The 24,095-nt window shown below is 57.5% G+C and carries 19 protein-coding genes; all 19 read left to right on the forward strand.

Going from position 1 to position 24,095, the window contains the following annotated elements; translation table 11 throughout:
• Positions 1 to 354: 354 nt before the first annotated feature.
• The 19 genes from hydE (at position 355) to AAFN83_RS08435 (ending at position 24,063) form a co-directional block, all read left to right on the forward strand.
• Positions 355 to 1,410 carry a [FeFe] hydrogenase H-cluster radical SAM maturase HydE gene (gene hydE / locus AAFN83_RS08345; RefSeq protein ID WP_347768532.1) on the forward strand — a complete coding sequence of 352 codons (1,056 nt, stop codon included), beginning with the start codon at positions 355 to 357 and terminating at the stop codon, positions 1,408 to 1,410.
• A 96-nt stretch (positions 1,411 to 1,506) separates the two neighbouring features.
• Positions 1,507 to 2,496, forward strand: a complete 990-nt coding sequence (locus AAFN83_RS08350; protein WP_347768533.1) for a 2-oxoacid:acceptor oxidoreductase family protein — start codon at positions 1,507 to 1,509, stop codon at positions 2,494 to 2,496.
• Positions 2,497 to 2,521: 25 nt separating this feature from the next.
• The gene (locus AAFN83_RS08355; RefSeq protein WP_347768534.1) at positions 2,522 to 4,819 is read left to right on the forward strand and encodes a thiamine pyrophosphate-dependent enzyme; all 2,298 of its coding nucleotides are present in this window, start codon (positions 2,522 to 2,524) and stop codon (positions 4,817 to 4,819) included.
• Positions 4,820 to 5,145: 326 nt separating this feature from the next.
• Positions 5,146 to 5,652 carry an NADH-quinone oxidoreductase subunit NuoE gene (nuoE, locus tag AAFN83_RS08360; RefSeq protein WP_347768535.1) on the forward strand — a complete coding sequence of 169 codons (507 nt, stop codon included), beginning with the start codon at positions 5,146 to 5,148 and terminating at the stop codon, positions 5,650 to 5,652.
• 131 nt (positions 5,653 to 5,783) lie between these two features.
• Positions 5,784 to 7,658, forward strand: a complete 1,875-nt coding sequence (nuoF, locus tag AAFN83_RS08365; protein WP_347768536.1) for an NADH-quinone oxidoreductase subunit NuoF — start codon at positions 5,784 to 5,786, stop codon at positions 7,656 to 7,658.
• Positions 7,659 to 7,676: 18 nt separating this feature from the next.
• Entirely contained in the window at positions 7,677 to 9,413 is a 1,737-nt protein-coding gene (locus AAFN83_RS08370; protein WP_347768537.1) for an NADH-dependent [FeFe] hydrogenase, group A6, read from the forward strand.
• A gap of 427 nt (positions 9,414 to 9,840) precedes the next feature.
• Positions 9,841 to 11,268, forward strand: coding sequence for a [FeFe] hydrogenase H-cluster radical SAM maturase HydG (hydG, locus tag AAFN83_RS08375; protein ID WP_347768538.1), 1,428 nt, complete (start codon positions 9,841 to 9,843; stop codon positions 11,266 to 11,268).
• A 113-nt stretch (positions 11,269 to 11,381) separates the two neighbouring features.
• Entirely contained in the window at positions 11,382 to 12,587 is a 1,206-nt protein-coding gene (hydF, locus tag AAFN83_RS08380; protein ID WP_347768539.1) for a [FeFe] hydrogenase H-cluster maturation GTPase HydF, read from the forward strand.
• Positions 12,588 to 12,739: 152 nt separating this feature from the next.
• Positions 12,740 to 14,191, forward strand: a complete 1,452-nt coding sequence (locus tag AAFN83_RS08385; RefSeq protein WP_347768803.1) for an aspartate ammonia-lyase — start codon at positions 12,740 to 12,742, stop codon at positions 14,189 to 14,191.
• A gap of 63 nt (positions 14,192 to 14,254) precedes the next feature.
• Positions 14,255 to 15,526 (forward strand): [FeFe] hydrogenase H-cluster maturation GTPase HydF, encoded by a 1,272-nt coding sequence (gene hydF, locus AAFN83_RS08390; protein WP_347768540.1) that lies wholly within the window; start codon positions 14,255 to 14,257, stop codon positions 15,524 to 15,526.
• 77 nt (positions 15,527 to 15,603) lie between these two features.
• Entirely contained in the window at positions 15,604 to 16,038 is a 435-nt protein-coding gene (locus tag AAFN83_RS08395; RefSeq protein ID WP_347768541.1) for a DUF6157 family protein, read from the forward strand.
• A 175-nt stretch (positions 16,039 to 16,213) separates the two neighbouring features.
• Positions 16,214 to 16,822, forward strand: coding sequence for an RNA polymerase sigma factor (locus AAFN83_RS08400; RefSeq protein ID WP_347768542.1), 609 nt, complete (start codon positions 16,214 to 16,216; stop codon positions 16,820 to 16,822).
• Positions 16,794 to 17,138 carry a hypothetical protein gene (locus AAFN83_RS08405; protein ID WP_347768543.1) on the forward strand — a complete coding sequence of 115 codons (345 nt, stop codon included), beginning with the start codon at positions 16,794 to 16,796 and terminating at the stop codon, positions 17,136 to 17,138. Before AAFN83_RS08400 ends, AAFN83_RS08405 begins: the two co-directional genes overlap by 29 nt.
• Before the next feature lie 28 nt (positions 17,139 to 17,166).
• Positions 17,167 to 18,042 carry an ABC transporter ATP-binding protein gene (locus AAFN83_RS08410; protein WP_347768544.1) on the forward strand — a complete coding sequence of 292 codons (876 nt, stop codon included), beginning with the start codon at positions 17,167 to 17,169 and terminating at the stop codon, positions 18,040 to 18,042.
• A complete protein-coding gene (locus AAFN83_RS08415; protein ID WP_347768545.1) occupies positions 18,039 to 19,394 on the forward strand; it encodes an ABC transporter permease in 1,356 nt (451 codons plus the stop codon). The genes AAFN83_RS08410 and AAFN83_RS08415 overlap by 4 nt, the downstream gene beginning before the upstream one ends.
• A complete protein-coding gene (locus AAFN83_RS08420) occupies positions 19,391 to 20,080 on the forward strand; it encodes a hypothetical protein (RefSeq protein ID WP_347768546.1) in 690 nt (229 codons plus the stop codon). Before AAFN83_RS08415 ends, AAFN83_RS08420 begins: the two co-directional genes overlap by 4 nt.
• Positions 20,081 to 20,320: 240 nt before the next feature.
• Entirely contained in the window at positions 20,321 to 21,298 is a 978-nt protein-coding gene (locus AAFN83_RS08425) for an ABC transporter permease (RefSeq protein ID WP_347768547.1), read from the forward strand.
• A 12-nt stretch (positions 21,299 to 21,310) separates the two neighbouring features.
• The gene (locus tag AAFN83_RS08430; protein ID WP_347768548.1) at positions 21,311 to 22,288 is read left to right on the forward strand and encodes a carbohydrate ABC transporter permease; all 978 of its coding nucleotides are present in this window, start codon (positions 21,311 to 21,313) and stop codon (positions 22,286 to 22,288) included.
• Between the two features lie 167 nt (positions 22,289 to 22,455).
• Positions 22,456 to 24,063: an ABC transporter substrate-binding protein gene (locus AAFN83_RS08435; RefSeq protein ID WP_347768549.1), complete on the forward strand. Its 1,608-nt coding sequence runs from the start codon at positions 22,456 to 22,458 to the stop codon at positions 24,061 to 24,063.
• The last annotated feature ends 32 nt before the right edge of the window (positions 24,064 to 24,095 follow it).

Genomic DNA, 24,095 nt, shown 5'->3' on the forward strand with positions numbered 1-24,095 from the left:
GGGCGGGCTTGATCCACCAAGGAGAGAGTCCGCGAAGACGAGTGGCGGTCCCTTCCCCGTCCCCCAAAGAGGAAGGAAAGTGCGAGGGGCTGTTTCTGACACGGCTCTTTCCTGCTTCTTCATGAAAAATACCAATCGTCATTGAAATTCGGTAATCTTAGTTTCTTTTCTAAAATCAAGCAATTCTTGTGAACTAGTTCACTTAAGGCCTGTTGGATTTGAAGTACAATGGGGACGAAAGAGCGGACTCCGTTCCGTTGCTCCGGTTGCTCGGCCTTCGGCCTGCCGGACCATCCGATGTCGATTCGTCTTTCTCTGCTTCGCCTGTATATGCCCCATCAAGGAGGAATCCCCGTGGAGCAACTTCTCGCCAAGCTCTACCAGACGAACCACCTGACCCATGACGAGATCGTCGAACTCCTCGGCAACCTGACTCCCGAAGGGAAGAAGGAATTGTTTCGCATGGCTGACGAGACCCGACAGCGGCATTACGGCAAAGCCGTCTTCATGCGCGGTCTGGTCGAGTTCTCCAACATCTGCAAGCAGGACTGTCTCTATTGCGGCCTGCGGCGCTCCAATCCATCGGCAGACCGGTACCGGCTCACCGATGATGAGATTCTCTCCTGTATCGAAGAAGGCCATGAGCTCGGCTACCGATCTTTTGTCCTGCAGAGCGGAGAGGATTTCCGTTACACCGACGCTTCGCTTGCGGCGATCATTCGGCGGATCAAGTCACGCTATCCCGAGGTTGCGATTACCCTGTCCGTCGGGGAACGAAGCGAAGCCTGCTATCAAGCCTGGTTTGAAGCGGGAGCAGACCGTTACCTGCTCAGGCACGAGACGGCATCCCGCGAGCTCTATGAAACGCTGCACCCCGGTATGTCCTACGATAACCGGGTCCAGTGCCTGACCACCCTGAAACGAATCGGCTATCAGGTTGGCGCGGGCTTCATGGTTGGGTTGCCCGGACAGACGGCACGGCACCTGGCGGACGACCTGCTGTTCCTTCATGATCTGCAGCCGGAAATGATCGGCATCGGCCCGTTCATTCCGCACAGCGCAACTCCCCTTGCTCATGAATCCGGGGGGACGGTTGACCAATCGCTGGTAATGATAGCGCTTGCCCGCCTATTTATTCCTGATGCGATGCTCCCCGCCACCACGGCGATGGGCACGCTTGACCCGGTGGGACGCGAGAAGGCCCTGAGGGCCGGAGCCAACGTCGTGATGCCGATTTTATCGCCCCTCGCCGTTCGCGAGAAATACGCCCTTTACGAGAACAAGATTTGCACGGGAGATGAAGCCTCCCACTGCCGTCACTGCATCGAAATGCGAATTGTCGCTTCCGGCTATCAGATTGACCTTGGCCGAGGCGACCACTGCAGCGTGACCGGCCCCTGTCCCGCATGACGGCTTGAGTCCCTCCCCCACTGCCGGATGCCGGCACGAACGAAGAGTCGATTTGAGCTTCATTTATCTGTACCGAACTTTAAAGGAGGAAACCAGATGTCTATTTTACCGAAGAAGAACTCGCTCGGGTTTTTCGAGATCCGCCTCGAATCGATCGGCGGCCTCGGCGCCAACCTCGCCGGCAAGATGCTCGCCGAAACCGGCGCAATCGGCCTCGGGCTGAATGCCGCGAACTTCTCGTCCTACGGTTCCGAGAAGAAGGGAACCCCGGTTAAGGCGTTTGTCCGTTTTTGCGATCCGGAGGTTGAAATCCGCGATCACAGCCCGATTGAAGAACCGCATGTGGTCGGGGTGTTCCATGAAGCGCTGTACAAGAACGTCAACGTCATCAGCGGTTTGCCGACGGACGGCGTCGTCCTCGTCAACACGACCCGCGACTTCGAAGACGTAAAGAGAGATCTCGGTTTGCAATACGGCACGCTCGCGGTTGTCGATGCCATGGGCATCGCAGTCGAAGAGAAGACCAAGGTCAACACGTCGATGCTGGGCGCCCTGTTCCGCATCTGCGACTTCCTCGATCCCGAAGCGATGCGCAATGTCATCCGCTCCACCTTCGAGAAGAAGTATCCGCACCTCGTCGAGCCGAACATTCGTACCTTCAACCGCGGCTACAACGAAGTGAAGTTCATGACTTACGAAGTGCCTGCCGGTGCGATAGCGAAGCCCTTCAAGCGCGCTCAGTCTCCGCTCGGCTATGCCACCCAGGTTCCGGGCGGCGTCATCCTCGCCCAAGCGAACAGTACGCTGAAGGACCTGAGCGGCTCCCGTCAAGGCTTCCTGCCGGAACTCAATATGGAAAAGTGTATCAGCTGCGCCAACTGCGACGCCGTGTGCCCCGATTATTGCTTTGTCTGGGAAACCGGAGAAGACAAGAAAGGCCGTCCGCAGCAACTCCTGCGCGGCATCGATTATCAATACTGCAAAGGCTGCCTGAAATGCATCGAGGTGTGCCCGACCGACGCCCTGTCGTCCCGCCGCGAAGAAGTGGGCTATGCCGAAGAGCACCGCGTTGCCCAAGTATTTTAATATCCGATAAGGGAGGACATCTACCATGGCCGTTACAGAAGATAAGCTGTCGCAAGTCATCCCGGCAGAGCAGATCACGCACTTCGAGTCCGGGAACGAAATGGCCGCCACGGCTGCCGCTCAAATCAACTACCACATCATGGGGTATTTCCCGATCACGCCTTCGACCGAGGTTGCCCAATACCTCGATCAGATGAAGACTCGCGGGCTCCATGACATCCAACTGATCGCCGCTGACGGCGAGCATGGCTCCGCAGGGATCTGTTACGGCGCCGCCATGACCGGTGCCCGCGTCGTCAACGCTACCAGCTCGCAAGGCTTCCTGTACATGCTGGAGCAGCTTCCGACCCAATCGGGAACTCGCTTCCCGATGGTGCTGAACCTGGTCACCCGCGCGATTAGCGGTCCGCTCGACATTCGCGGCGACCACTCCGACCTGTACTACGGCTTGAACCTGGGCTGGGTCATCCTGACCGCCAGCACCCCGCAAGCCGTCTATGACATGAACATCATGGCGCTCAAGGTTGCCGAGCACTCCGATGTCCGCCTGCCGGTCATCGTCGCGTATGACGGCTTCTTCACCTCCCACCAAAAGCGCAAGGTTCAATACTTCAAGGAAAACAAGGTGGTCCAAGACTTCGTAGGACCGAACCCGAATCACCAATACCCGAACATCGCCGATCCGGCCAATCCGGTCACCATCGGCGCTCACATGGGCGGCGACGACCTGCTGAACAACCACTACCAGCTCAGCGAAGCGCTCGAAAAAGCCGGCGAAGTGTATGAGCAAGTATCCCGCGAATACGCCAAGCTGTCGGGCCGGGAATACCCGACGCTCGACCTGTACCGCATGGAAGACGCTGAAGTGGCCGTGTTCCTGCTGAACTCCGCCGGGGAATCGGCGAAGGACACGGTCGATGCCCTCCGCGCCCAAGGCGTGAAGGCCGGCCTCGTTCGCCCGAACATCATCCGTCCGTTCCCGACCGAAGCGATCCGCAAGGCGATGAAGAACGTCAAGGCTCTGCTCGTGGGCGAACGCGCTGACTCCTATGGCGCTCAAGGTTCCAACCTGACGCACGAAATCCGCTCGGCGCTGCAAATCGATCCGGAGAACAAGACGATCGTGCTGTCCCGCATCTTCGGCCTCGGCGGCAAGGACTTCTATGCCGATGACGCCCAGGCGTTCTTCGCGGCTGCCATCGATGCCGCCGAGAAGGGCTATGCCGAGAAGCCGTTCGACTACCACGGCCACTATCCGGGCGATCCGGAGTTCACCATCGTCTCGAAGCCGGTCACCGAGCCCCTCAAGGCCGATACCTTCAAGACGGGCCTCATCAACGTTGCCGTTGACGAAACGACCGGCCGTCTGAACGTCAAGCTGCCGCCTCTGCGTCAGTTGACCGTGAAGCCGCACCGTCTCGCTTCCGGCCACGGTGCCTGCCCAGGCTGCGGCGCCCTGTCCGCCATCGAGCTGTTCCTGAAGGGCATCGAGGGCGATGTCGTGCTGCTGTTCCAAACGGGCTGCGCATACGTCGTCACAGCCAGCTACCCGTACTCGTCCCACAAGCAAACCTTCGTGCACAACCTGTTCCAGAACGGTGCGGCCACGGTAGCTGGTGCAGTTGACGCTTTCTATGAAATGAAGCGCCGTGGAGAAATCCAAGTGTCCGACGACGTGACCTTCATCATGATCTCCGGTGACGGCGGCATGGACATCGGGATGGGCGCTGCGGTCGGTACGGCACTCCGCAATCATAAGATGATCATCCTCGAGTACGATAACGAAGGTTACATGAATACGGGCTCCCAGCTGTCCTACTCCACCCCGATGGGGCACATGACGAGCACCTCCGGCGTCGGCAAAGCCCAAAAGGGCAAGAAGGGCCACCACAAAGACACTGCGCAAATTCTCGCAGCCTGCAACATTCCGTATGTCTTTACGGCGACGGAATCGAATGCGCAGGATCTGCTCAAGAAAGCAGCGAAGGCCCAATGGTATGCCAACAATGTTGGTACCGCATACGGCAAGATTCTTTGCGCCTGCCCGCTGAACTGGAAGTCCGAGGACCCGAAGGGCAACGAGCTCGTCAGCGCGGCCGTCAACTCCTGCTTCTTCCCGCTGTATGAGATCGAGCAAGGCATCACGTCGATCACATACAACCCGGAAGAGAAGGGCAAGAAGATTCCGGTCGTCGAATGGCTGAAGGGCATGGGCAAGACGAAGCACCTGCTCAAGGACGAAGAGCAGCTCCAGGCCTTTGAGGAAGAAGTCGAACGCCGCTGGAGCCGTCTGAAGGCCAAACACGAGAATCCGGAGCTATAAGAGCGCCTGATCCTTCGTACCAAGCCCGCTTCCTTGCCGATTGCTGACAATGAGCGGGCTTTCTTTTCGAATGGGCATGACCCGGAGGAGATCCTGACGTGGATGCAAACACTGCGGTCCACTCCATACGCTTCGCTTTGTGCGGATTCCGTGTACGTGAAAGCCTGCCAAGGCGTCTTGTCTTCCCCGGTTTAATAAAAGGGTTCTCCAAGATTGATCGTTTGCTTAGGTCGATCTAGGGGAGGCTTACTGATAATTATTCTCACTATTCTGACAATTGGGAAGCCGATTGGTGGGATCCAACCGGCTTGAAAGGAGAGTCCAGCATGGAATTGCAACAACAAACCGCCTGCTGTTGCGGGGGCGCGTCCGAACCCGATGAGAAGCTGGAGAAGGTGAAGGTCTCCATCGAGCAATTTAAGTCGATGAAGGGCGCTCTGATTCCGGTACTGCATGAAATTCAGGACATTTACGGCTATCTGCCGGAGCATGTGCTGCAGGTCGTCTCCACGGAACTGAACATCCCCATGAGTGAAATCTTCGGAGTGGCCTCGTTCTATCATTTCTTCTCCCTCACGCCGAAAGGCGAGCATGTCATCCGCGTCTGCATGGGGACGGCGTGCTACATCAAGGGAGCGCAAGGGCTGCTCGACCGCCTCAGTACGGAGCTGAAAGTTCCGGTACAAGGAACGACCTCGGACAACAAATTCACGCTGGAGGCGACCCGCTGCCTCGGTGCCTGCGGCCTCGCTCCCGTTCTGACGATCGGTGAAAAGGTATACGGGCGCCTCAGTCCGAACGACGTTCCGAAGATTTTGAAGGAATACAACTAGTAGCTCATCCACTCTCATCGTGTAGTAGATGAGCGGCTAGCAGATCCTAAAACGCACGAACGCGCATAAGCACGTCTCTTGCTTGGAGAAGCATGCGTCTGATGGGCGCATTTTAAACGGGAGGTATTGGCATGAAGCTGTTAACGGATCTTGAAGCGATCAAGACGCTGACCGAAGGCAAGCTCCAGAACCGGCAAACAACCGGGGTGAAGGGAGCCGTCGACTTCCGCTCGGTCATGGTATGCGGAGGAACGGGCTGCACCTCGTCCGATTCCAACAAAATCATCGCGGCCCTGGAGAAGGAAGTGGCCAATCACGGCATCGAAGACAAGGTCGAAGTTGTTCGTACCGGCTGTTTCGGTCTGTGTGAGCTGGGACCAGTCGTTATCGTCTACCCGGAGGGTATTTTCTACAGCCGCGTGGAAGTGAAAGACATCCCCGACATGGTGGAGCAGCACTTGCTGAACAACAAGCCCCTCGACCGCCTCGTCTATGAGAAGACGAAGGTAGACGGCGATATTCATAACTTCGAAGACACGGACTTTTTCCGCAAGCAGGTTCGCATTGCGTTGCGCAATTGCGGTGTGATCGACCCGGAAGTCATTGACGAGTACATCTCGTGCGATGGCTACAAGGCACTCGGCAAGGTACTCATGACGATGTCTCGTCAACAAGTAATCGATACGGTCAAGAAATCCGGCCTGCGCGGACGCGGCGGCGGCGGCTTCCTGACGGGGCTCAAATGGCAATTTGCAGCAGACCAAGACAAGGAACAGAAGTATATGATCTGTAACGCCGACGAAGGCGACCCCGGCGCGTTCATGGACCGCTCGATTCTGGAAGGGGACCCGCACTCCGTCATCGAGGCGATGGCCATTGCCGGTTACGCCATCGGGGCGAACCAAGGCTTTGTCTATGTTCGGGCCGAATATCCGATCGCGGTTCAGCGTTTTATGAAAGCGATTAAACAGGCGCGGGAATACGGGCTGCTCGGTGATAACATTCTCGGAACCGGCTTCAAATTCGACATCGACGTGCGCCTTGGCGCCGGCGCTTTCGTCTGCGGGGAAGAGACGGCGCTCATGAATTCCATCGAAGGCAAGCGCGGCATGCCGAACCCGAAGCCTCCTTTCCCGGCTGTTGAAGGGCTGTGGGGCCAACCGTCTGTCATCAACAACGTGGAGACCTTTGCCAACATCGCCCCGATCATCCTGCGCGGAGCCGACTGGTACGCCGGCATCGGGACCGAGAAGTCGAAGGGCACGAAGGTATTTGCTCTGGGCGGCAAGGTGGTCAACACCGGGCTGGTGGAAGTTCCGATGGGGATTACGCTCCGTGAGGTCATCTTCGAGATCGGCGGCGGCATCCCGAATGGCAAAAAGTTCAAGGCCATCCAAACCGGCGGACCCTCCGGAGGCTGTCTGACGGAAGAGCACCTCGATTGCACCATCGATTTCGACACGCTCACGAGCCTGGGCTCCATGATGGGCTCCGGCGGGATGATCGTCATGGACGAAGACACTTGCATGGTGGACGTCGCTCGCTTCTACCTGGACTTCACCCGCGATGAGTCTTGCGGCAAATGTACGCCGTGCCGGATCGGCACGAAACGCTTGCTCGAGATGCTCGACAAGATCACGGAAGGCAAGGGGACGATCGAGGACCTCGACAAGATGGAGCAGCTCTCCAACACGATCAAGAATGCCTCGTTGTGCGCGCTCGGTCAAACGGCTCCGAACCCGGTGCTGTCGACCATCAAGTACTTCCGAAATGAGTACATGGCGCATATCGTCGACCAAAAATGTCCGTCCGGCGTCTGCAAATCCCTGATCTCCTACACCATCGACCCCGAGCTGTGCCGTGGCTGCAGCCTCTGCGCGCGCAAATGCCCGAACGACGCCATCACCGGCAAGGTGAAGGAGCCGTACGTCATCGATACCGTAGCCTGCATCAAGTGTGGCGTCTGCTTCGATGTCTGCAAGTTCAAAGCCGTAGCGATAGTCTGACGATAGGAGTGATCGAGAGTGAGTACGATTAAAATTACGATCGACGGCATCGAAACGGATGTTCCAAAAGGCACAACCGTGCTCGAAGCGGCCCGCGATCTCGACATCAATATTCCATCCTTGTGTTATATGAAAGGCGTCAACCACTCCTCCAGCTGTCGCGTCTGCGTCGTGGAGGTCGGGCCTCGCCTCATCGCCTCTTGTACGCTGAAGGCGGAAGAGGGCATGAAGATACAGACCAATACCAAGAAGGTCCGGGATGCCCGTCGGGCTACCGTCGAGCTGCTCCTGTCCGACCATGACCGCGAATGCCTGAGCTGTTCGCGAAGCGGCGGCTGCGAGCTGCAAACCGTCGCGGGTGACATGAACGTGCGCACCGTTTCCTTCGTCGGCGAGAAATCGCATGCCACGAAGGACCTGTCGTCGCCCTCGATCATGCGCGACTCCGCCAAGTGCATCAAGTGCGGCCGCTGCATCGGCGCGTGCAGCACGATCCAAACCGTTCACGCCATCGGCTTCAACCACCGCGGCTTCGATACGACCGTAGGCCCGGCATTCGGCCGCTCCCTCGCCGATTCGCCCTGCGTCAACTGCGGCCAATGCATCATGGCTTGTCCGGTCGGCGCTTTGACCGAGATCGAGAACATGACGGACGTATGGAATGCTCTGGCTGACCCGAGCAAGTACGTGGTCGTTCAGCCCGCGCCGGCGATCCGCGTTGCGCTCGGGGAAGAGTTCGGCATGCCGGTCGGAACCCGCGTGACCGGCAAGATGGTCGCTGCGCTCCGCAAGCTTGGCTTTGATAAAGTGTTCGACACGAACTTTGGCGCTGACCTCACGATCATGGAGGAAGGGACGGAGCTTCTGTCCCGACTGAACAGCGGGGAGAATCTTCCCCTGATGACGTCCTGCTGCCCGGGCTGGGTCAAGTTTATGGAGCATAACTTCCCGGATCAGCTCGACAACCTTTCGACCTGTAAATCTCCGCACGAGATGGAAGGGGCGATGATCAAGTCCTACTTCGCCAAGAAGATGGGCCTGGATCCGAAGAACATTGTCGTGGTCTCCATCATGCCTTGTACCGCGAAGAAGTTTGAAGGCCAGCGCGAGGAGCTGTCCCATGAGAGCCTCCAGGACGTCGACCTTGTCCTCACCACGCGGGAGCTTGCGTCCATGATCAAGGAAGCCGGCATCGACTTCGCCAACCTGAAGGGGGAAGCGTTTGATAACCCGATGGGCGAAGGCAGCGGCGCCGGTGCGATCTTCGGAGCGACGGGCGGCGTGGCGGAAGCAGCGCTGCGGACGGTCTTCGAATTGACGGCTGGACGCGAGCTGGAGACGGTCGAATATACCGCGGTTCGCGGCCTCGACGGCATCAAAGAGAACGTCATCGAGCTGCCGAACGGCAAGAAAATCCGCACGGCGGTCGTCCACGGCCTGGGCAATGCCCGGAAGCTGATGGAGGCGATGGAGCGCGGCGAGAAAGCCTATGAGTTTATCGAGGTTATGGCCTGCCAAGGCGGCTGCGTAGCAGGCGGCGGACAGCCGATCATCGATGCCAAGACGAGCGAAAAGATCAACGTCAAAGCGGAGCGTGCCAAAGCCATCTATACCGAGGACGAGGCGCTCAGCGTTCGCAAATCGCATAAGAATCCGTTTATCCAGCAGCTGTATGCGGAATTCCTGGGCGAGCCGAACGGCCACCTGTCCCACGAACTGCTGCATACCCATTATGTGAAACGCTCCAAGTTCTAGAAGGTGAGGAGGGCGTTTCTGCTACTCTGGATCGGATGAGCTAGAGTTGGAAGACGCTTGTTCGCCAAGGTTCGCCAAGAACGTGAACGGCCGGAGTGCAGGAGGAGGACAGGGCTTGCTGGCAAACCGTGAAAGCGGTTAGCTGACAGGCTTTCCCCCTCTGCGCTCTTGCCGTTTCTTCCATTGAATGATGAGCAACAAGCATGTGATTTTGTGAGATGAAGCACAGCTTATTTAGTGAAATTAATCACGGATACCGACAAGGCTTCGGTGTAAAATCAGGGTAAAGTGAGAAAAGACTCCTTTTTTACCGTTATCGTCCTCATTTCATCGCGGCTTCACTGTTAAACAGCGCACAAGTTCGAGAAGAGTCACACAGTCACGGGTCGTGGAGCGCTCATTCCCCGGCCGGTCAGGAGGGTACACCATGAAGCGGAAGGATTGGGAGCCGGCTGCCTTCATCGAGGATTCGGAAATTCTGGATTCCTTGGAGGACGCCAAAAAGAAAGCGCTTGATCGTACGTATCTGCTGGCTCTATTGGAGAAAGCCAGAGCTTGCAAAGGCTTGACCCATCGGGAAGCCGCCGTTTTGCTGGAAGTTGCGGATGAAGAGCTGTTGGAAGAGATTTACCATTCGGCAAGGACCATCAAAGAGACCATTTACGGCAATCGCATTGTTTTGTTTGCGCCGTTGTATATAAGCAATTATTGCGTCAACAACTGTGAGTATTGCGGCTATAAGCATTCGAATGATGAGTTCGTCCGCCGCAAGCTGACGATGGAAGAACTCGCGGATGAGGTCCGCGTCCTGCAGGAGCTGGGGCACAAGCGGCTCGTTGTGGAAGCGGGCGAAGATCCGGTTAACTGCGACATCGACTATGTGGTCGAGGCGATCCACACCATCTATTCGGTGAAAGTAGACAATGGAAGCATCCGCCGCGTGAATGTGAACATTGCGGCCGCATCCATTGAGGATTACCGCAAGCTGAGAGACGCAGAGGTGGGTACCTATATCCTGTTCCAGGAAACCTACCACCGGCCGACGTATGCCGCTCTGCACAAGCAAGGCCCCAAGCACGACTACGATTGGCACACGACGGCCATGGACCGCGCGCAACTGGGCGGGTTGGACGATGTGGGAGTCGGTGTGCTCTACGGGCTCTATGATTTCAAGTACGATACCATCGCCATGCTGATGCATGCGGAGCATCTTGAAGAGCGCTTCGGCGTCGGGCCGCATACGCTGTCGGTTCCTCGCATGCGAGAGGCTGTGGGCGTCAACCTCAACACCTATCCATATCTCGTTCAGGACGAGGACTTCAAGAAAATTGTGGCGGTTCTTCGTCTGGCTGTTCCTTACGCCGGAATGATTCTCTCCACGCGGGAAGAGCCGGCCTTCCGTGATCAAGTGATCCAACTCGGTATTTCCCAGATCAGCGCGGGCTCCAGCACGGGTGTCGGCGGCTATATGGAAGCGAAGCTCCACAAGGAGGAAGAGCCGCGGGAGAAGCCTCAGTTCGAAGTGAGCGACCATCGGTCACCCGAAGAAATCATCCGTGGGCTTTGCCGGGACGGCTACGTGCCGAGCTATTGCACGGCTTGCTACCGGGAAGGGAGAACCGGCGACCGCTTCATGCGCTTGGCGAAGAGCGGGCAGATTCATAACGTCTGCCAGCCGAATTCGCTTCTGACCTTTAAGGAATATTTGCTTGATTATGCCGATGATGAGACCCGGCGGATGGGGGAAGCCATCATCGCCAAGGGAATCGAGGACATTCCGAAGGAAGCCGCCCGCCGGGCCACCCGAGACCGTCTCGCCCGCATTGAGCAAGGAGAACGCGATCTGCGCTTCTAGCTTTCAAATGCATGGAATGCCTCCAAGTAACAATTCACATTCACACATTGCCCATGTGGCTGGTTGTCGCCGTCAGAAAGTCCGTTTTTCCCACATGAAGGAGGGAAAGCATCATGCACGCTTCTTTGCATTCTTCCATGCAATCCGGCAGGCTGCACATCACGGTATTCGGCTGTGCCGGTTCCGGCAAGTCCAGTCTGATCCGCGCCTTGACCGGGCAAGCTCCTGCGGCGGCTTCCGATCTGCCGGACACGAGCAAGGAGCCCGTTTATCTGCCTTATCACCTCGACCGCGTCGGTCCTGTCGTTCTGGTGGACACCTCCGGCATCGACGGGGAGGCGGTCCATACGCAGCGCACCAAGCAGGTTATGGAGGAGACGGATCTCGGCATCCTCATCTTCTCGCAGGAGGACGCCTGCTTTCAATTGGAGAAGGTCTGGTACCGGGAGCTGGCGGCGCGAAACATCCCGGTCATCGGAGTCATCACCAAGGTCGATGAACGGTACGTGGATATCGATCCGTTGGAGATGGAACTGAACATTCCGATCGTGAAGATCAGCTCGAAGAAGAAGTTTAACCTCGGGAGCTTGAAGGATGCGATCCGCGTCTTCGCGCCTGCTGAGTATGAGCGGCCGAGCATCGTGGGCGACCTGGTTCATCCGGGTGACACCGTCATTCTGGTGACGCCCGAATCCATGCCGGCGCCGAAGTATCGACTCGTTGCTTCGCAGCAGCAGATCCTGCGGGACCTGCTCGATCATCATGCGATGGCCCTGTTCGTCACGGATGCCGAGCTGCCCGGGCTTCTGGGCAAGCTGAGTGAGCCGCCGACGTATGTCATTACCGATTCACAGGTGTTCGACAAGGTGGCAGCGCTGCTCCCGGCGTCCGTTCCGCTCACCACCTATGCCATTCTGATGGCTCGCTTTAAGGGCGATCTGGATCGCTTTGTGGAGGGAGCAGAGGCGATCCGTTCGCTCAAGCCGGGAGACAAGGTCCTGCTCTCCGAAGGCTGCATTCAGCATCCGCACAATGGAGAAATCGATCGTCAATTCGTCGAGCAAAAGCTTCGCGAGGCAGCAGGCGGCCAGCTTGAGCTGGCGACGACGGTGGGCGCAGACTTCCCCGAAAATCTGGGTGAGTACAAGCTGATCGTGCATTGCGGCGGCTGCATCTTCAATCGCAAACAGCTCATGATGCGCCTGCTTCGCTCCTGCGAGCAAGGGGTGCCGATGACGAACTACGGCATCTCCTACGCTTACTTTGGCGGCTTCCTGCCCCGCGTGCTGGAGGCCTTGCAGACGGGGGAGCGGCGCTAGCAGCCCTCTGGCGAACTTTTGTGGCCCTAACACAGGCAAGACCAAGCCGATCAAGCGAAGCCAACGGAAGCAACTACTCGATGGCCGAGGATAGAAACGAAACGGAGATGGCGGGAGCGTTCCCGCCATTTTCTATCGAGAGGACGAGGAAGATGGAAGAACGGCAGCCTGTCGGGTCAGCTGCGCCCGCCTACCGGGAAGAGCGAGATTCACTCGGCACGCGGAAGGTGCCGGTTGACGCCTATTACGGCATCCACACCCTGCGGGCGGCGGAAAATTTCGCCGTGAGCGGAAGGCTCGTGAACCGCGAGCTGCTGCGCGCGTTGATCGTCGTGAAGAAGGCGGCGGCGCTCGCCCATAAGCGGCTCGGTACTTACCCGGCGGAGATCGCGCTGGGAATCGCAGCCGCCTGCGACGAGCTGCTGGCCGAGGATGGCGCAGCGTGGGAAGAGCGCTGGAGGGCGCACTTCCCGCTCGACAGCCTGCAGGGCGGTGCGGGCACCTCCACCCACCTCAATGTGAATGAGGTGGTGGCCAATGTTGCGATCGAGCGGCTCGGCGGCCAGCGAGGCGACTACGCCGTCGTGCATCCGCTCGATCACGTCAACTGCGCGCAGTCGACGAATGATGTCTATCCAACGGCGCTGCGCATCGCCGCCATCCGCCTCCTGCGGCGGGTGAGCGCTGCCTTCGCCTCGCTGCAGGAGGCGCTGCAGGAGAAGGAGCAGGCGTTCGCCCATGTGCTGAAGCTCGGGCGAACGGAGCTGATGGATGCCCTGCCGATGATGGCCGGGCAGGGCTTTGGCGCCTACGCCAAGGCCGCGGCCCGCGACCGCTGGCGTCTGTACAAGATCGAGGAGCGGCTGCGTGAGGTGAACCTCGGCGGCACGGCGATCGGAACCGGCTTGAACGCTCCGGTGAAGTACATCTTCTGCGTGACGGAGCTGCTGCAGGAGCTGACCGGCTACGGCCTCGCCCGCAGCGAGTACCCGATGGACCCCACGCAGAACATGGATGTCTTCGCCGAGGTGTCCGGCTTGCTTAAGGCAGCCGCCGTCAACCTGCTCAAGCTCTCTAACGACCTGCGGCTGCTTGGCAGCGGCCCGGCTGGCGGCCTCGGAGAGCTGGAACTGCCTGCGGTGCAGGCCGGTTCCTCGATCATGCCGGGCAAGGTCAATCCCGTCATGGCCGAGATGGCCGGAAGCGCCGCGATGAAGGTCATCGCGAACGATGCGGCCGTGACGGCAGCGGCAGCCGCCGGTCAGTTGGAGCTGAACGCGTTCGTACCGCTCATCGCCGATGCCCTGCTCGATTCGCTGGAGACGCTGGCGAATGCGGTGACGCTGCTCACGGAGCGCTGCATCCGCGGCCTCGCCATTCGCGAGGAACGCTGCCGCGAGCAGGTGGAAGGCTCTGCGGTGCTGGCGACCGCTCTCGTCCACCACCTTGGCTACGAAACGAGCACGCGTATCGCCTCTCGCGCCCAAAGAGAGCAGCGAACCGTCCGGGAGATCGCGCTTGCGGAAGGGTTGCTCACCGAGGAGGAGGCAGACCGCATCCTGAATCCGCTGCAGGTAACCAAGCCGGGGATTCCCGGTCGTTAGGAGCGGGAGTGAGGAACGGGAGTAAGGAACGCGCACCAAAACGAGCAAGAAGGGGAGAACTTCATGAGCTTGAACGATACACCGCGATCCAGTCGGCTTCATATCGCCATCTTCGGTCGCCGCAATGCAGGGAAGTCCAGCATCATCAATGCCATCACCCAGCAGGAGATTGCGGTGGTTTCTCCCGTGAAGGGAACGACAACCGATCCGGTCTACAAGTCCATGGAGCTTCTGCCCATCGGGCCGGTCGTGTTCATCGATACGGCGGGCTTGGACGATGAAGGCGAGCTGGGAGAGCTGCGCCGTCGAAAGACCCTCGACGTCCTGAACAAGACGGATCTCGCCCTGCTCGTGATCGATGCAGCGGATGGGGTCACGGCCTTTGATCGGGATATTGCAGACTTGCTGCGGGGGAAAGTCATCCCGACCATCGGCGTGCTCAACAAAACAGACTTGCTGGCGGAGACGTTGGAAGAGGCAGAGAATCATGCATCCGCAGAGCTAGGCTTTAAGGTCATTGCCGTATCCGCTAAGGAGAGCCGACGGATCGCCGAGCTGAAAAAGGCCCTCATTGCCGCTGTTCCGGATGACGAGGACAAGTTTCGCATCGTCGGTGATTTGCTCGCTCCAGGGGATCTCGTCGTGCTGGTCACGCCAATCGACAAGGCCGCCCCGAAGGGCCGGCTCATCCTTCCGCAGCAGCAGACGATTCGGGACATTCTGGAGAGCGATGCGATTGCCGTGGTGACGAAGGAGTTCGAGCTTCAGGAGACGCTCGCGAGCCTGGGGCGCAAGCCGAAGCTCGTCATTACGGATTCACAGGTGTTCCTGAAGGTGGCAGCGGACACGCCGAAGGACGTTCTGCTTACCTCCTTCTCGATTCTGTTTGCGCGAAACAAGGGGAACCTGGAGGAGCTGGTGCGCGGAGCGCGAGCCATCGGACAGCTTCGGGATGGCGACAAGGTGCTGATCGCGGAAGCTTGCACGCACCATCAACAGCCGGACGACATCGGCAAGGTGAAGATTCCCCGCTGGATTCGGCAGGCGACAGGCAAGGAGCTGCAGTTTGATTTTGCGAATGGGATGAAGTTTCCTGAGAATGTTCAAGATTATGCGCTCATCATTCATTGCGGGGGATGCATGCTCAACCGACGGCAGATGCTTTGGCGCATCGAGCAGGCTGTAGACGCCGGAGTCCCCATCGTCAATTACGGCGTAGCCATTGCTTGCGTGCAGGGCATCCTGGAGCGAGCTATCTCTCCGTTCCCGCTTGCAAGGATGGCTTGGGAGGAAGGGGAGCGGGAAGGCGAGGCTTCCCTGGAAACGGATCGGTAGCGAACGGCAACGACCGATGGACAAACCGCCCTCTGTCCGCTAAGCTTAAGAGCAAGCGAACCGAGGGAGGAATCGTTATGGCTGTCACCTACATCGATACTTTCATCACCGTGTCTGACGATTGCGAGCTGCGAACGGGGGTCATTCCCCCGGAAAGAGGCGGGAAAAAGACGGCAGCCGGCATTCAATATGACCTCCTGGCCGATCATCCCTATGTTTATACGATGGAGGACGTTCTTTTTCGGACTCATGTGGAGTTGAACCAGCTTCATGATGAGGAGGAAGAGAGCCTGCGGGATGTGTTCTTTTCCACGCCGAAGGCTTGCCTCCGAACCTCCACGCTCGTCAAACGCTACGGCTGGGGCCTCCATTTTGATCATGAGGGCAAGGTTGCCCTCTACGGAGCGGAATCGGAGGAGTATCGGACACTCAGGGAATCTCCCCACCTTCACGTAGTAAAAGGAATGCGTAGCAAGCGTCTCGGAGGCGGAGTGGACGGCAAGCAGCCCTAATGGCTAAGTTGAGGCAGTCACGTGTACGCTTACGCCGCAATAATTGGATAGAACCAAACACAGGAGAGCGCGGATGGCCCGGCTCTCTTTTTCATCTGTAACGATACGGGGCATTCATACGAATAAGAGAGGACAACCCGATGAAACGCTGCGAGAGGAGGTGCTGGGAGAGCGCATGAACCGGACATCGGAAGAAGAAGAGCTTCGCCATTTTGTGAATGGGAGCCGGACCGCCTTCGAAGCGCTCGTTCTCCGCTACCGACAGCCCGCCGTCGGGTTTGCCCGCCATTATGTTCACGATTATCACATGGCTGAGGACCTGGTGCAGGATGCCTTCGCCTACTTGTACGTGTACCCCGAGAAGTACGATTTCCGCAGCTCCTTCAAGACGTACCTGTTCACCCTCATTCGGCACAAGTGCATCGATTATCTGCGCAAAAGGGAACGGAGAAAAGAAGACGGAACGAGCTCGGGTGACCGAAATCCAAGGGAGGCTGAGCCGGAGGAGAGCATCCTCTGCGATCCTAAGCCCGGACCAGAGGAACATCTGCTGCTGCAGGAGAGCTGGCTCGGTTGGGAGAGGAGACTCGGCGAGCTGAAGGGAGAGTACCGTTCGGCCCTTTACCTCGTGGATGTTGAAGGCATGCATCCGCGCGAGGCGGCCGCCGTGCTTGGGAAAACATCAGCGGGCTTTCGGGTTACCCTGCATCGGGCGAGGAAAAAGCTGAGAGAATCCGTGGAGAAGGAGGAGGACCATGAGCGAGTTTACGAACAGAGAGCGTAACGAAAGGCAGGCAGAAAGGATTGATTCGGAGAGAATGGATTCCGAGGATTTTCTGCGCGGCATTTACTTGAAGGCGTCCCTGCTTGACTTCGACCGGAGGGAAGAAGAACGGGTGCAGCGCAACCGCCGCCGTCTTCGTCGGCAGAGCATCAGCAAGGCGCTCATCCTTGCGGTTGCCGGTCTTACCGCCTATGCCGTCCTTCGCATGAGCGCCATGGACCTCGGGACCTTGCTCACCGTATCCATCGGAGTGGTAGCGCTCGGCACGACTCTGGAGCAGATGAGCCTGGGATGGCGGGATGAGTGGGAAGAGTAAGCGGGTCAGATAAAAGGAGTGAAGAGTCGTGGAAGTGCGATTGAATCAATTGACAAAAAGGTATGGCAACAAACTGGCTCTGGCCGGAGTGACCCTGACCTGGGAGGAAGGGGTTCAAGGATTGCTCGGCCCGAATGGGGCTGGGAAGACTACGCTCATGCGTCTGCTTGCCACCTTGCTAACCCCGACGGAGGGAAGCGCCGAGATCGGTGGAGTTTCGCTGACCGACAAGGGACGAATCCGTGAACTGATCGGCTATTTGCCCCAGGACTTCTCGTTTTACCCCGGAATGACGGTAGGGGAAGCGATGGATTATCTGGCTCTCTTGTCTGGAGTAGGAGGCAAAGCGGAGCGCCGCCGCCGGATCGAGACGCTGCTGGAGGAAGTCAACCTGTCTGCTCATCGCAAGACAAAGGTTCGAGCGCTGTCGGGCGGGATGAAGCGACGGCTGGGTATCGCGCAGGCGATGATCCACGAGCCGAAGCTGCTCATCGTGGACGAGCCAACTGCCGGGCTTGATCCGGAAGAGCGGGTGCGGTTCCGCCAACTCCTGGCCCGTTTCGCGGAAGGGCGTATCGTCCTCCTGTCTACGCATGTGGTCGAGGATGTGGAATCTTCGTGCCGGAGGGTAACCGTGCTCCAAAACGGGCAGATGCCCTTCACCGGAGAGATCGGTGACCTGGCTGAGAAAGCGCGGGGGCGCGTCTGGCTGGCAGAGATGGATAGGGCGGAATGGGCCAAGGCCGATGGCCGATACCCCATCGTGTCCGCCGTGGCGGCAGGCTCTGCGATGAAGGTGAGGCTCCTCTCCGAGGAGCGTCCGTTTGCCGATGCACAGGCGGCGGAGCCGACGATGGAGGATGGCTACCTTTGCCTCGTCGGGAAGGGAGGCTATCTTCGATGAATCTGGTCACCCTTGTCGGCAAGGAGATCAAGATGGTGGGCCGCAACCTCGTCTTCTATCTGCTGATCGCCATCATCCTGTTATTCTTCTATAGCAATTACGCCACCCAAGAGAGCTGGGATTCGGGGAAAGCCCCTATTCCTCCGCAAAAGATAGAGGAGACGACCGGATCGGGAACGACGGGAGCACCCGCTGGAAATGGACAGCCGGATGCGCCTCCAAGCGGGGAGAGCGGCGCAACCGCTGCTCCAGACGGAGCGAATTCGGAAGACCCCGAGGAGGCAGCGCCACCCCCCAGGCCCGCTTACGGGTTCAAGGCCGTTGCGGATCCCAAGGGACTGGCAGAGCGCTATCAGTTGGCGCTTGAATGGGACCTGGAGAACGGGGCTATCGATCAACGGGTCTTCTTCGGGATGTTCGCTCATCAATCGAAATTATCCGAGAGCGATAAGAAGGCGATGAAGGAAGCGATCGCTTCCTTTCAGGAAATTCTGAAGGCGCCCGAAAGCCACACTTCGGAAGAGGTCAAGCAGGTGGCAGCCGATTTGGACCATAAGCTGGGCGGCTGGACCAACTATATGCGGGATGGGATGAGTTTTGCTGCTCCCATCATGACCTACGAGGAAGCGATGGAACAGTTCAAGTACGAGGAAGCCGAGTACCTCAAGCGAGTCAACGACGGCGAGGTCTATACGGGCATGGCGCGGCTCTTCTGCGATTACATGGGGATTACAGCCGGGATTTTCCCGGTCTTTCTCGCCGCATTCGCCTTAGGCCGCGACCGAACGAGCCGCATGCATGAATTGATCGCAAGCCGGCGCGTACGGGCTTGGACGTACGTAGGGGCCCGCTTCGCTGCACACGCTCTTCTAATCTCACTTATCTACCTGCTGCTTTCGGTTCTGGCCGCTTGGGAGACCGCGGCCGCTCTTGAAGGGGAGGGTGCCTTCTGGAAGGCGCTGCCGATCTTCCTGCAATATGGAGCGGGCTGGCTGCTTCCAACTGTCTGGGCGACGACTGCTTTCGGTATGCTGGTCTATGCCCTCTTTGGAAACGGGCTGGTTGCCATCCCGTTGCAAATTGCCTGGTGGCTGGCATCGGCTCTTCCCCTTATGGGAGATTACCGACTCTTCAAATTATTCATCCGCTTTAATACACCGACAGAGGCAGAGACGTACCATCACTTTGCCGGTCAGATTCTAGCGAACCGGATCTTCTATGTGCTGTTCGCCTTCCTGATGGTCGAAGCAGCCGCCCTTCTCTGGGAGCGGAGGAGAAGCAGCGGAGTATCGGGCAAACGCCGATTCCGGCGACATCAGGCAGCGCCAACCATACAGGGGGGAAGCCGATGACCGCATCCGCTCAGCCCTCGCCGCGCTTTGCTTCATTCAACTCGCGCAGCCGCCGCCCGCCGGTTCTGCCGCTCGTCTGGCACAACCTGCGCCTCATCGCTACGCCGGCCTGGCTGGCGGCGCCGATCCTGCTCGCCGCGATGGCCTACCTTGCCAGCCCGGCCTTCATGAGTCCGACGCAGGGGGCCCTCTGGGGCGAGCGATTTCTCAGCTTGATTGCGCTCCTGCTCTTCCCGCCGCTCGCGGTTCTCGATGCGGAGGGCATAGGCGAGACGCTTCTCGCCAAGCGCCAGTCGCATCGAGCCGTGTTCGCCCTGCGCTGGCTGCTCGCTGCTCTATACATGATCCTGCTGACGGCGGCCTCTTACGGGCTCATGCGCCTGCTCGGTGCGACGTTCCCTCTCTCCGTCATTCCCGTCGGGGCGTGGATCACGGCTCTTGCTCTCGGGTCGTTCGGCCTCTGCATCGCGGTTTTCTTTCGCGGGATGTCGGGCGGATTCCTCGCGGCCTTCGCCTGGTACGCCCTCGATTGGATGACGAAGGGGAAGCTTACCGGCCCTTTCTATCTGTTCAGCTTGTTGAAGGGGGAGTGGAATCCCGACAAGCTCTGGCTGCTTGGCCTGGCCTTCCTTGCTTTGTCGCTCTCCCTGTGGGCCCTGCCAAAAAGCATAGGCGGCAAAGCCTGATCCTCGATCAACAATGCTGCTCAGGACCTATTCGACACAAAAGCCCCTTCTTCCCATTTGGGAGAGAAGGGGCTTTTTGCATAGGCACAGAATACGAGAAATCCGTTTGATTTTTTATAGAAATCTAATTTCCTCCTTATAGTCCCAAAAAAATCCATGTGTTTTAATGAGAGTACAAGAAGAGAAGTCCCGCGCGAAGGGACATCCATCTATCATCAGAGAAACAAAGGAGAGAAACGGATGAGCACAGTGGAAGAAGCGCTCCAGCTGCCGGATCAGGAAGGACGAAAGAAATCCAGGGTACCGCGTGTTTTTCAAGTGATGCGCAAGTACTGGGTTTTCTACTGCATGATGCTGCCGGCATTGATCATCGTCATTTTCAATAACTACATTCCGATGCTCGGGGTTGTCATCGCTTTCAAGAATGTCGATTATTCGAAGGGGATCCTTGGCAGTGACTGGTCCGGGTTCGAGAACTTCAAGTATTTATTCTCCACGGAGAAGGCATGGATCATCACCCGCAATACGCTGGCTTATAACGGGGTCTTTATTCTTCTGTTCCTCGTCATCGGTATTGCGTTCGCGATCATGTTCTCCGAGATGAAGAATCGCTTCCTGTCCAAGATGCACCAAAGCATCATGTTCCTTCCTTACTTCCTGTCGTGGGTTGTTGTGGCCTATCTGGTATTTGGCTTCCTGAGCCATGAGAACGGCTTCATCAACATGACCGTCCTGCCCAAGCTTGGGCTAGAGCCCATCGAATGGTACACCCAATCCAAGTATTGGCCGTTCATTCTACCATTCGTTAAGGTATGGAAGGAAATCGGCTACTCCACGGTTATCTACCTGGCGGCAATCATCGGGATTGATCATGAATATTACGAGGCCGCTCTGATCGACGGTGCAAACAAGTGGCAGCAAATCCGCAAGATCACCATTCCGCTCATCGCTCCGGTTATCATCGTCATGACGCTTCTGCAGATCGGCAAGATCTTCAATGCGGACTTCGGGTTGTTCTTCCAAGTGACGCGTAACGCGGGTGCCTTGTATTCCAGCACTCAGGTAATCGATACGTATGTCTACCAGACTTTCTTGCAGATGGGCGACATCGGGATGTCCTCTGCAGCAGGGATGGTCCAATCAGTAGTCGGATTCTGCTTGATCTTTATTGCCAATCTGATTGTACGGCGCGTCAGCAAAGACGACGCTTTATTCTAGGAGGCGCTGACATTGAGTATAAGTATGGAAGGCAAGCTGAGTGCGCCGGCACCCGGCCGCAAGGCCAAGAAAGCCAAGAACCCGAACGCCTTATCCGGCCCTACCAATCTTGTCGTAAACATATTCTTCTGGATCTATTCCGCAGCCTGTCTGCTTCCGCTCGTTCTCGTCATCATCGTTTCCTTTACAGATGAGAACTCCATCATGCGAAAGGGCTACACCTTCTTCCCTGAGAAGTTTTCAACCTTTGCCTATGAATTTCTCTTCAAGGACTGGCAGCAGCTCGTCCACTCCGCAGAGGTATCCGTGATCGTTACGGTGGTCGGTACGGTAATCAGTTTGTTCCTGATGGCCTTGTACGCTTATCCGATTTCCCGTCCGGACTTCCCGCATCGGAATTTCTTCTCCTTCTTCATGTTCTTCACGATGCTCTTCAACGGCGGGCTCGTTCCTTGGTACCTCGTGTACACCCGCATGCTGCACATGAAGGACAGCATCTGGGCGCTTATCATCCCGCTGCTCATCTCGGCGTTCTATATCATGATCATGCGAACCTTCTTCGCCAATACCATACCAGGAGCCTTGATTGAATCGGCCAAGATCGATGGAGCCGGCGAACTCCGAACGTTCATTCAGATCGTGCTCCCGCTGTCGCTGCCGGTTCTTGCCACCGTCGCCTTGTTCCAGACGCTCGGGTATTGGAACGACTGGTTCCTAAGCATGATCTTCATCTCCATGCCGAACGGGTCCAATCTACAGAACGTCAACCTGCAGTACCTGATGTACAAAACGATGCTCGACATCCAGTTCATCACCTCCAACCCGACGGCCATGGCGGCGATTGCTGCCTCCGGCGGCAACCTGAAAATTCCGCAGGAATCGGTTCGGATGGCCATGGCGGTAGTCGGGATCGGGCCGATCGTCTTCGCTTACCCCTTCTTCCAGAAGTATTTCGTGCAAGGGTTGACGGTAGGCGCCGTCAAAGGCTGATGCGCCCCTCCGGGGCCGGAGAGGAACCGAAGGACGCAAGTCCCCGTGTTCCCTCCGGAACCCGTTCTTCTCTTACTCCATCTGTTTAAAGCAAGCCCGTTCCATTGGCTTCAACCGGTGCATCCTTCCGGTTTGGCATATAAGATCCATAGGGAGGTTTTATTTTCATGAAGGCAGTCAAAAGAAGTGCGACTCTGCTTCTGATGCTGGTGCTCGTCTTCAGCCTCAGTCTCACAGGGTGCAGCAAAAAAGAAGACAGTTCTTCCCCATCTCCGAGTGACAAGGCTACCACTGCACCAACGGAAGCGAGCAAGGCTCCGGCTGAGACCGCAAGCGCAGACCCAGCCAAAGATTTGAAACCGTATACAGTGAAGCTGGTTTACATCGGCGCTGCCCAAAAGGATGAACAAAAGGTTGAGGATGCGATCAACAAAATCCTCGAGCAAAAGATCAACGCCAAGCTCGATATCGCTCCGATCGACTGGGGTCCTTGGGATAACTCGACGAACCTCATGATCGCCAGCCGTGAGAAATTCGACATCATGTTCACCGCCCAATGGAGATATTATGCAACCAACGTAGCCAAGGGCGCGTTCCTTCCTTTGAATGACGACAGCCTGAAGGATGTCGGTAACCTGATCGAGAAATACGGCCAAGGCATCAAGGAAAACCTGAACCCGGCCTTCCTGTCTGGTTCGCAAATCAACGGCAAGAACTACGGCATCCCGACGAACAAGGAACTCGCCGCTCAAGGCGGGATCTTGTACCGCGAAGACATCGCAAAAGAGCTTGGCATCGACATGACCGCAGTCAAGAGTGTCAAGGACCTGGACGCTGTTCTGAAAGTCGTCAAAGAAAAGAGACCGGATATCACGCCTCTGTACCTGAAGGATGGCGAAACCTTGAACTCCCACTACATGGCTGGCTTCGATACCATGGGAGATGACGGAACGCCGGGGATTATCTTCAAGAACGGAACGGAAACGAAGGTTGTTTCCAAGCTGGACACCGATGTATACAAAGAAAACGTGAAGCTTGCCCGCGATTGGATGAAGAAGGGGTACATCAACAAGGACGCTGCCGTTGCTACCCCGTCGACTCAAGATGCCATGAAGGCCGGTAACGTCTTCATGACCTTCCAATCGTTGAAGCCAGGTAAAGACATTGAAATGGCGAACTCCATCAGTACGCCGGAAAACAGCTTTGTTGGCAAGCTGAAGCAAATCGCCTTGACCGATGCCACGATCTCCACAGGTGACACCGCAGGTGCCATGCTTGCGATCTCCAGCACCTCGGAAGACCCGGCTCGTGCTATGATGGTCATCAACCTGCTGCACACCGACAAGGACATCAACAACCTGTTGAACTTCGGGATCGAAGGCGAGCACTACACGAAGGTTGCTGACAACGTCATCAAAGCCGGCCCTCAAGCAGCCAACTACAGCCCGGGCGCTGCCTGGATGCTCGGTAACCAATTCCTGAACTACATCTGGGAAACGGAAGCTCCGACGAAGTGGGATGACTTCAAGGCCTTCAACTCCCAAGCCAAGGCTTCTCCGGCACTGGGCTTCACCTTTGACACGTCAAAGGTTAAGACCGAAATTGCTACCTGCAAAGACATCATGAAGGAATACGATGCTACGCTGGATACCGGCTCGGTAGATCCGGATACGGTTCTGGCTAAATACGTCGACAAGCTGAAAAAAGCCGGCATGGAAAAAGTCATCGCCGAAAAACAAACCCAACTGGATGCCTTCCTCGCTTCCAAGAAATAAGCCACTTGGCAACGAAACGGCCTATCAACGAA

The sequence above is a fragment of the Gorillibacterium sp. CAU 1737 genome (genome assembly GCF_039888655.1).
In the GTDB taxonomy this organism is placed as follows: Bacteria; Bacillota; Bacilli; order Paenibacillales; family NBRC-103111; genus Gorillibacterium.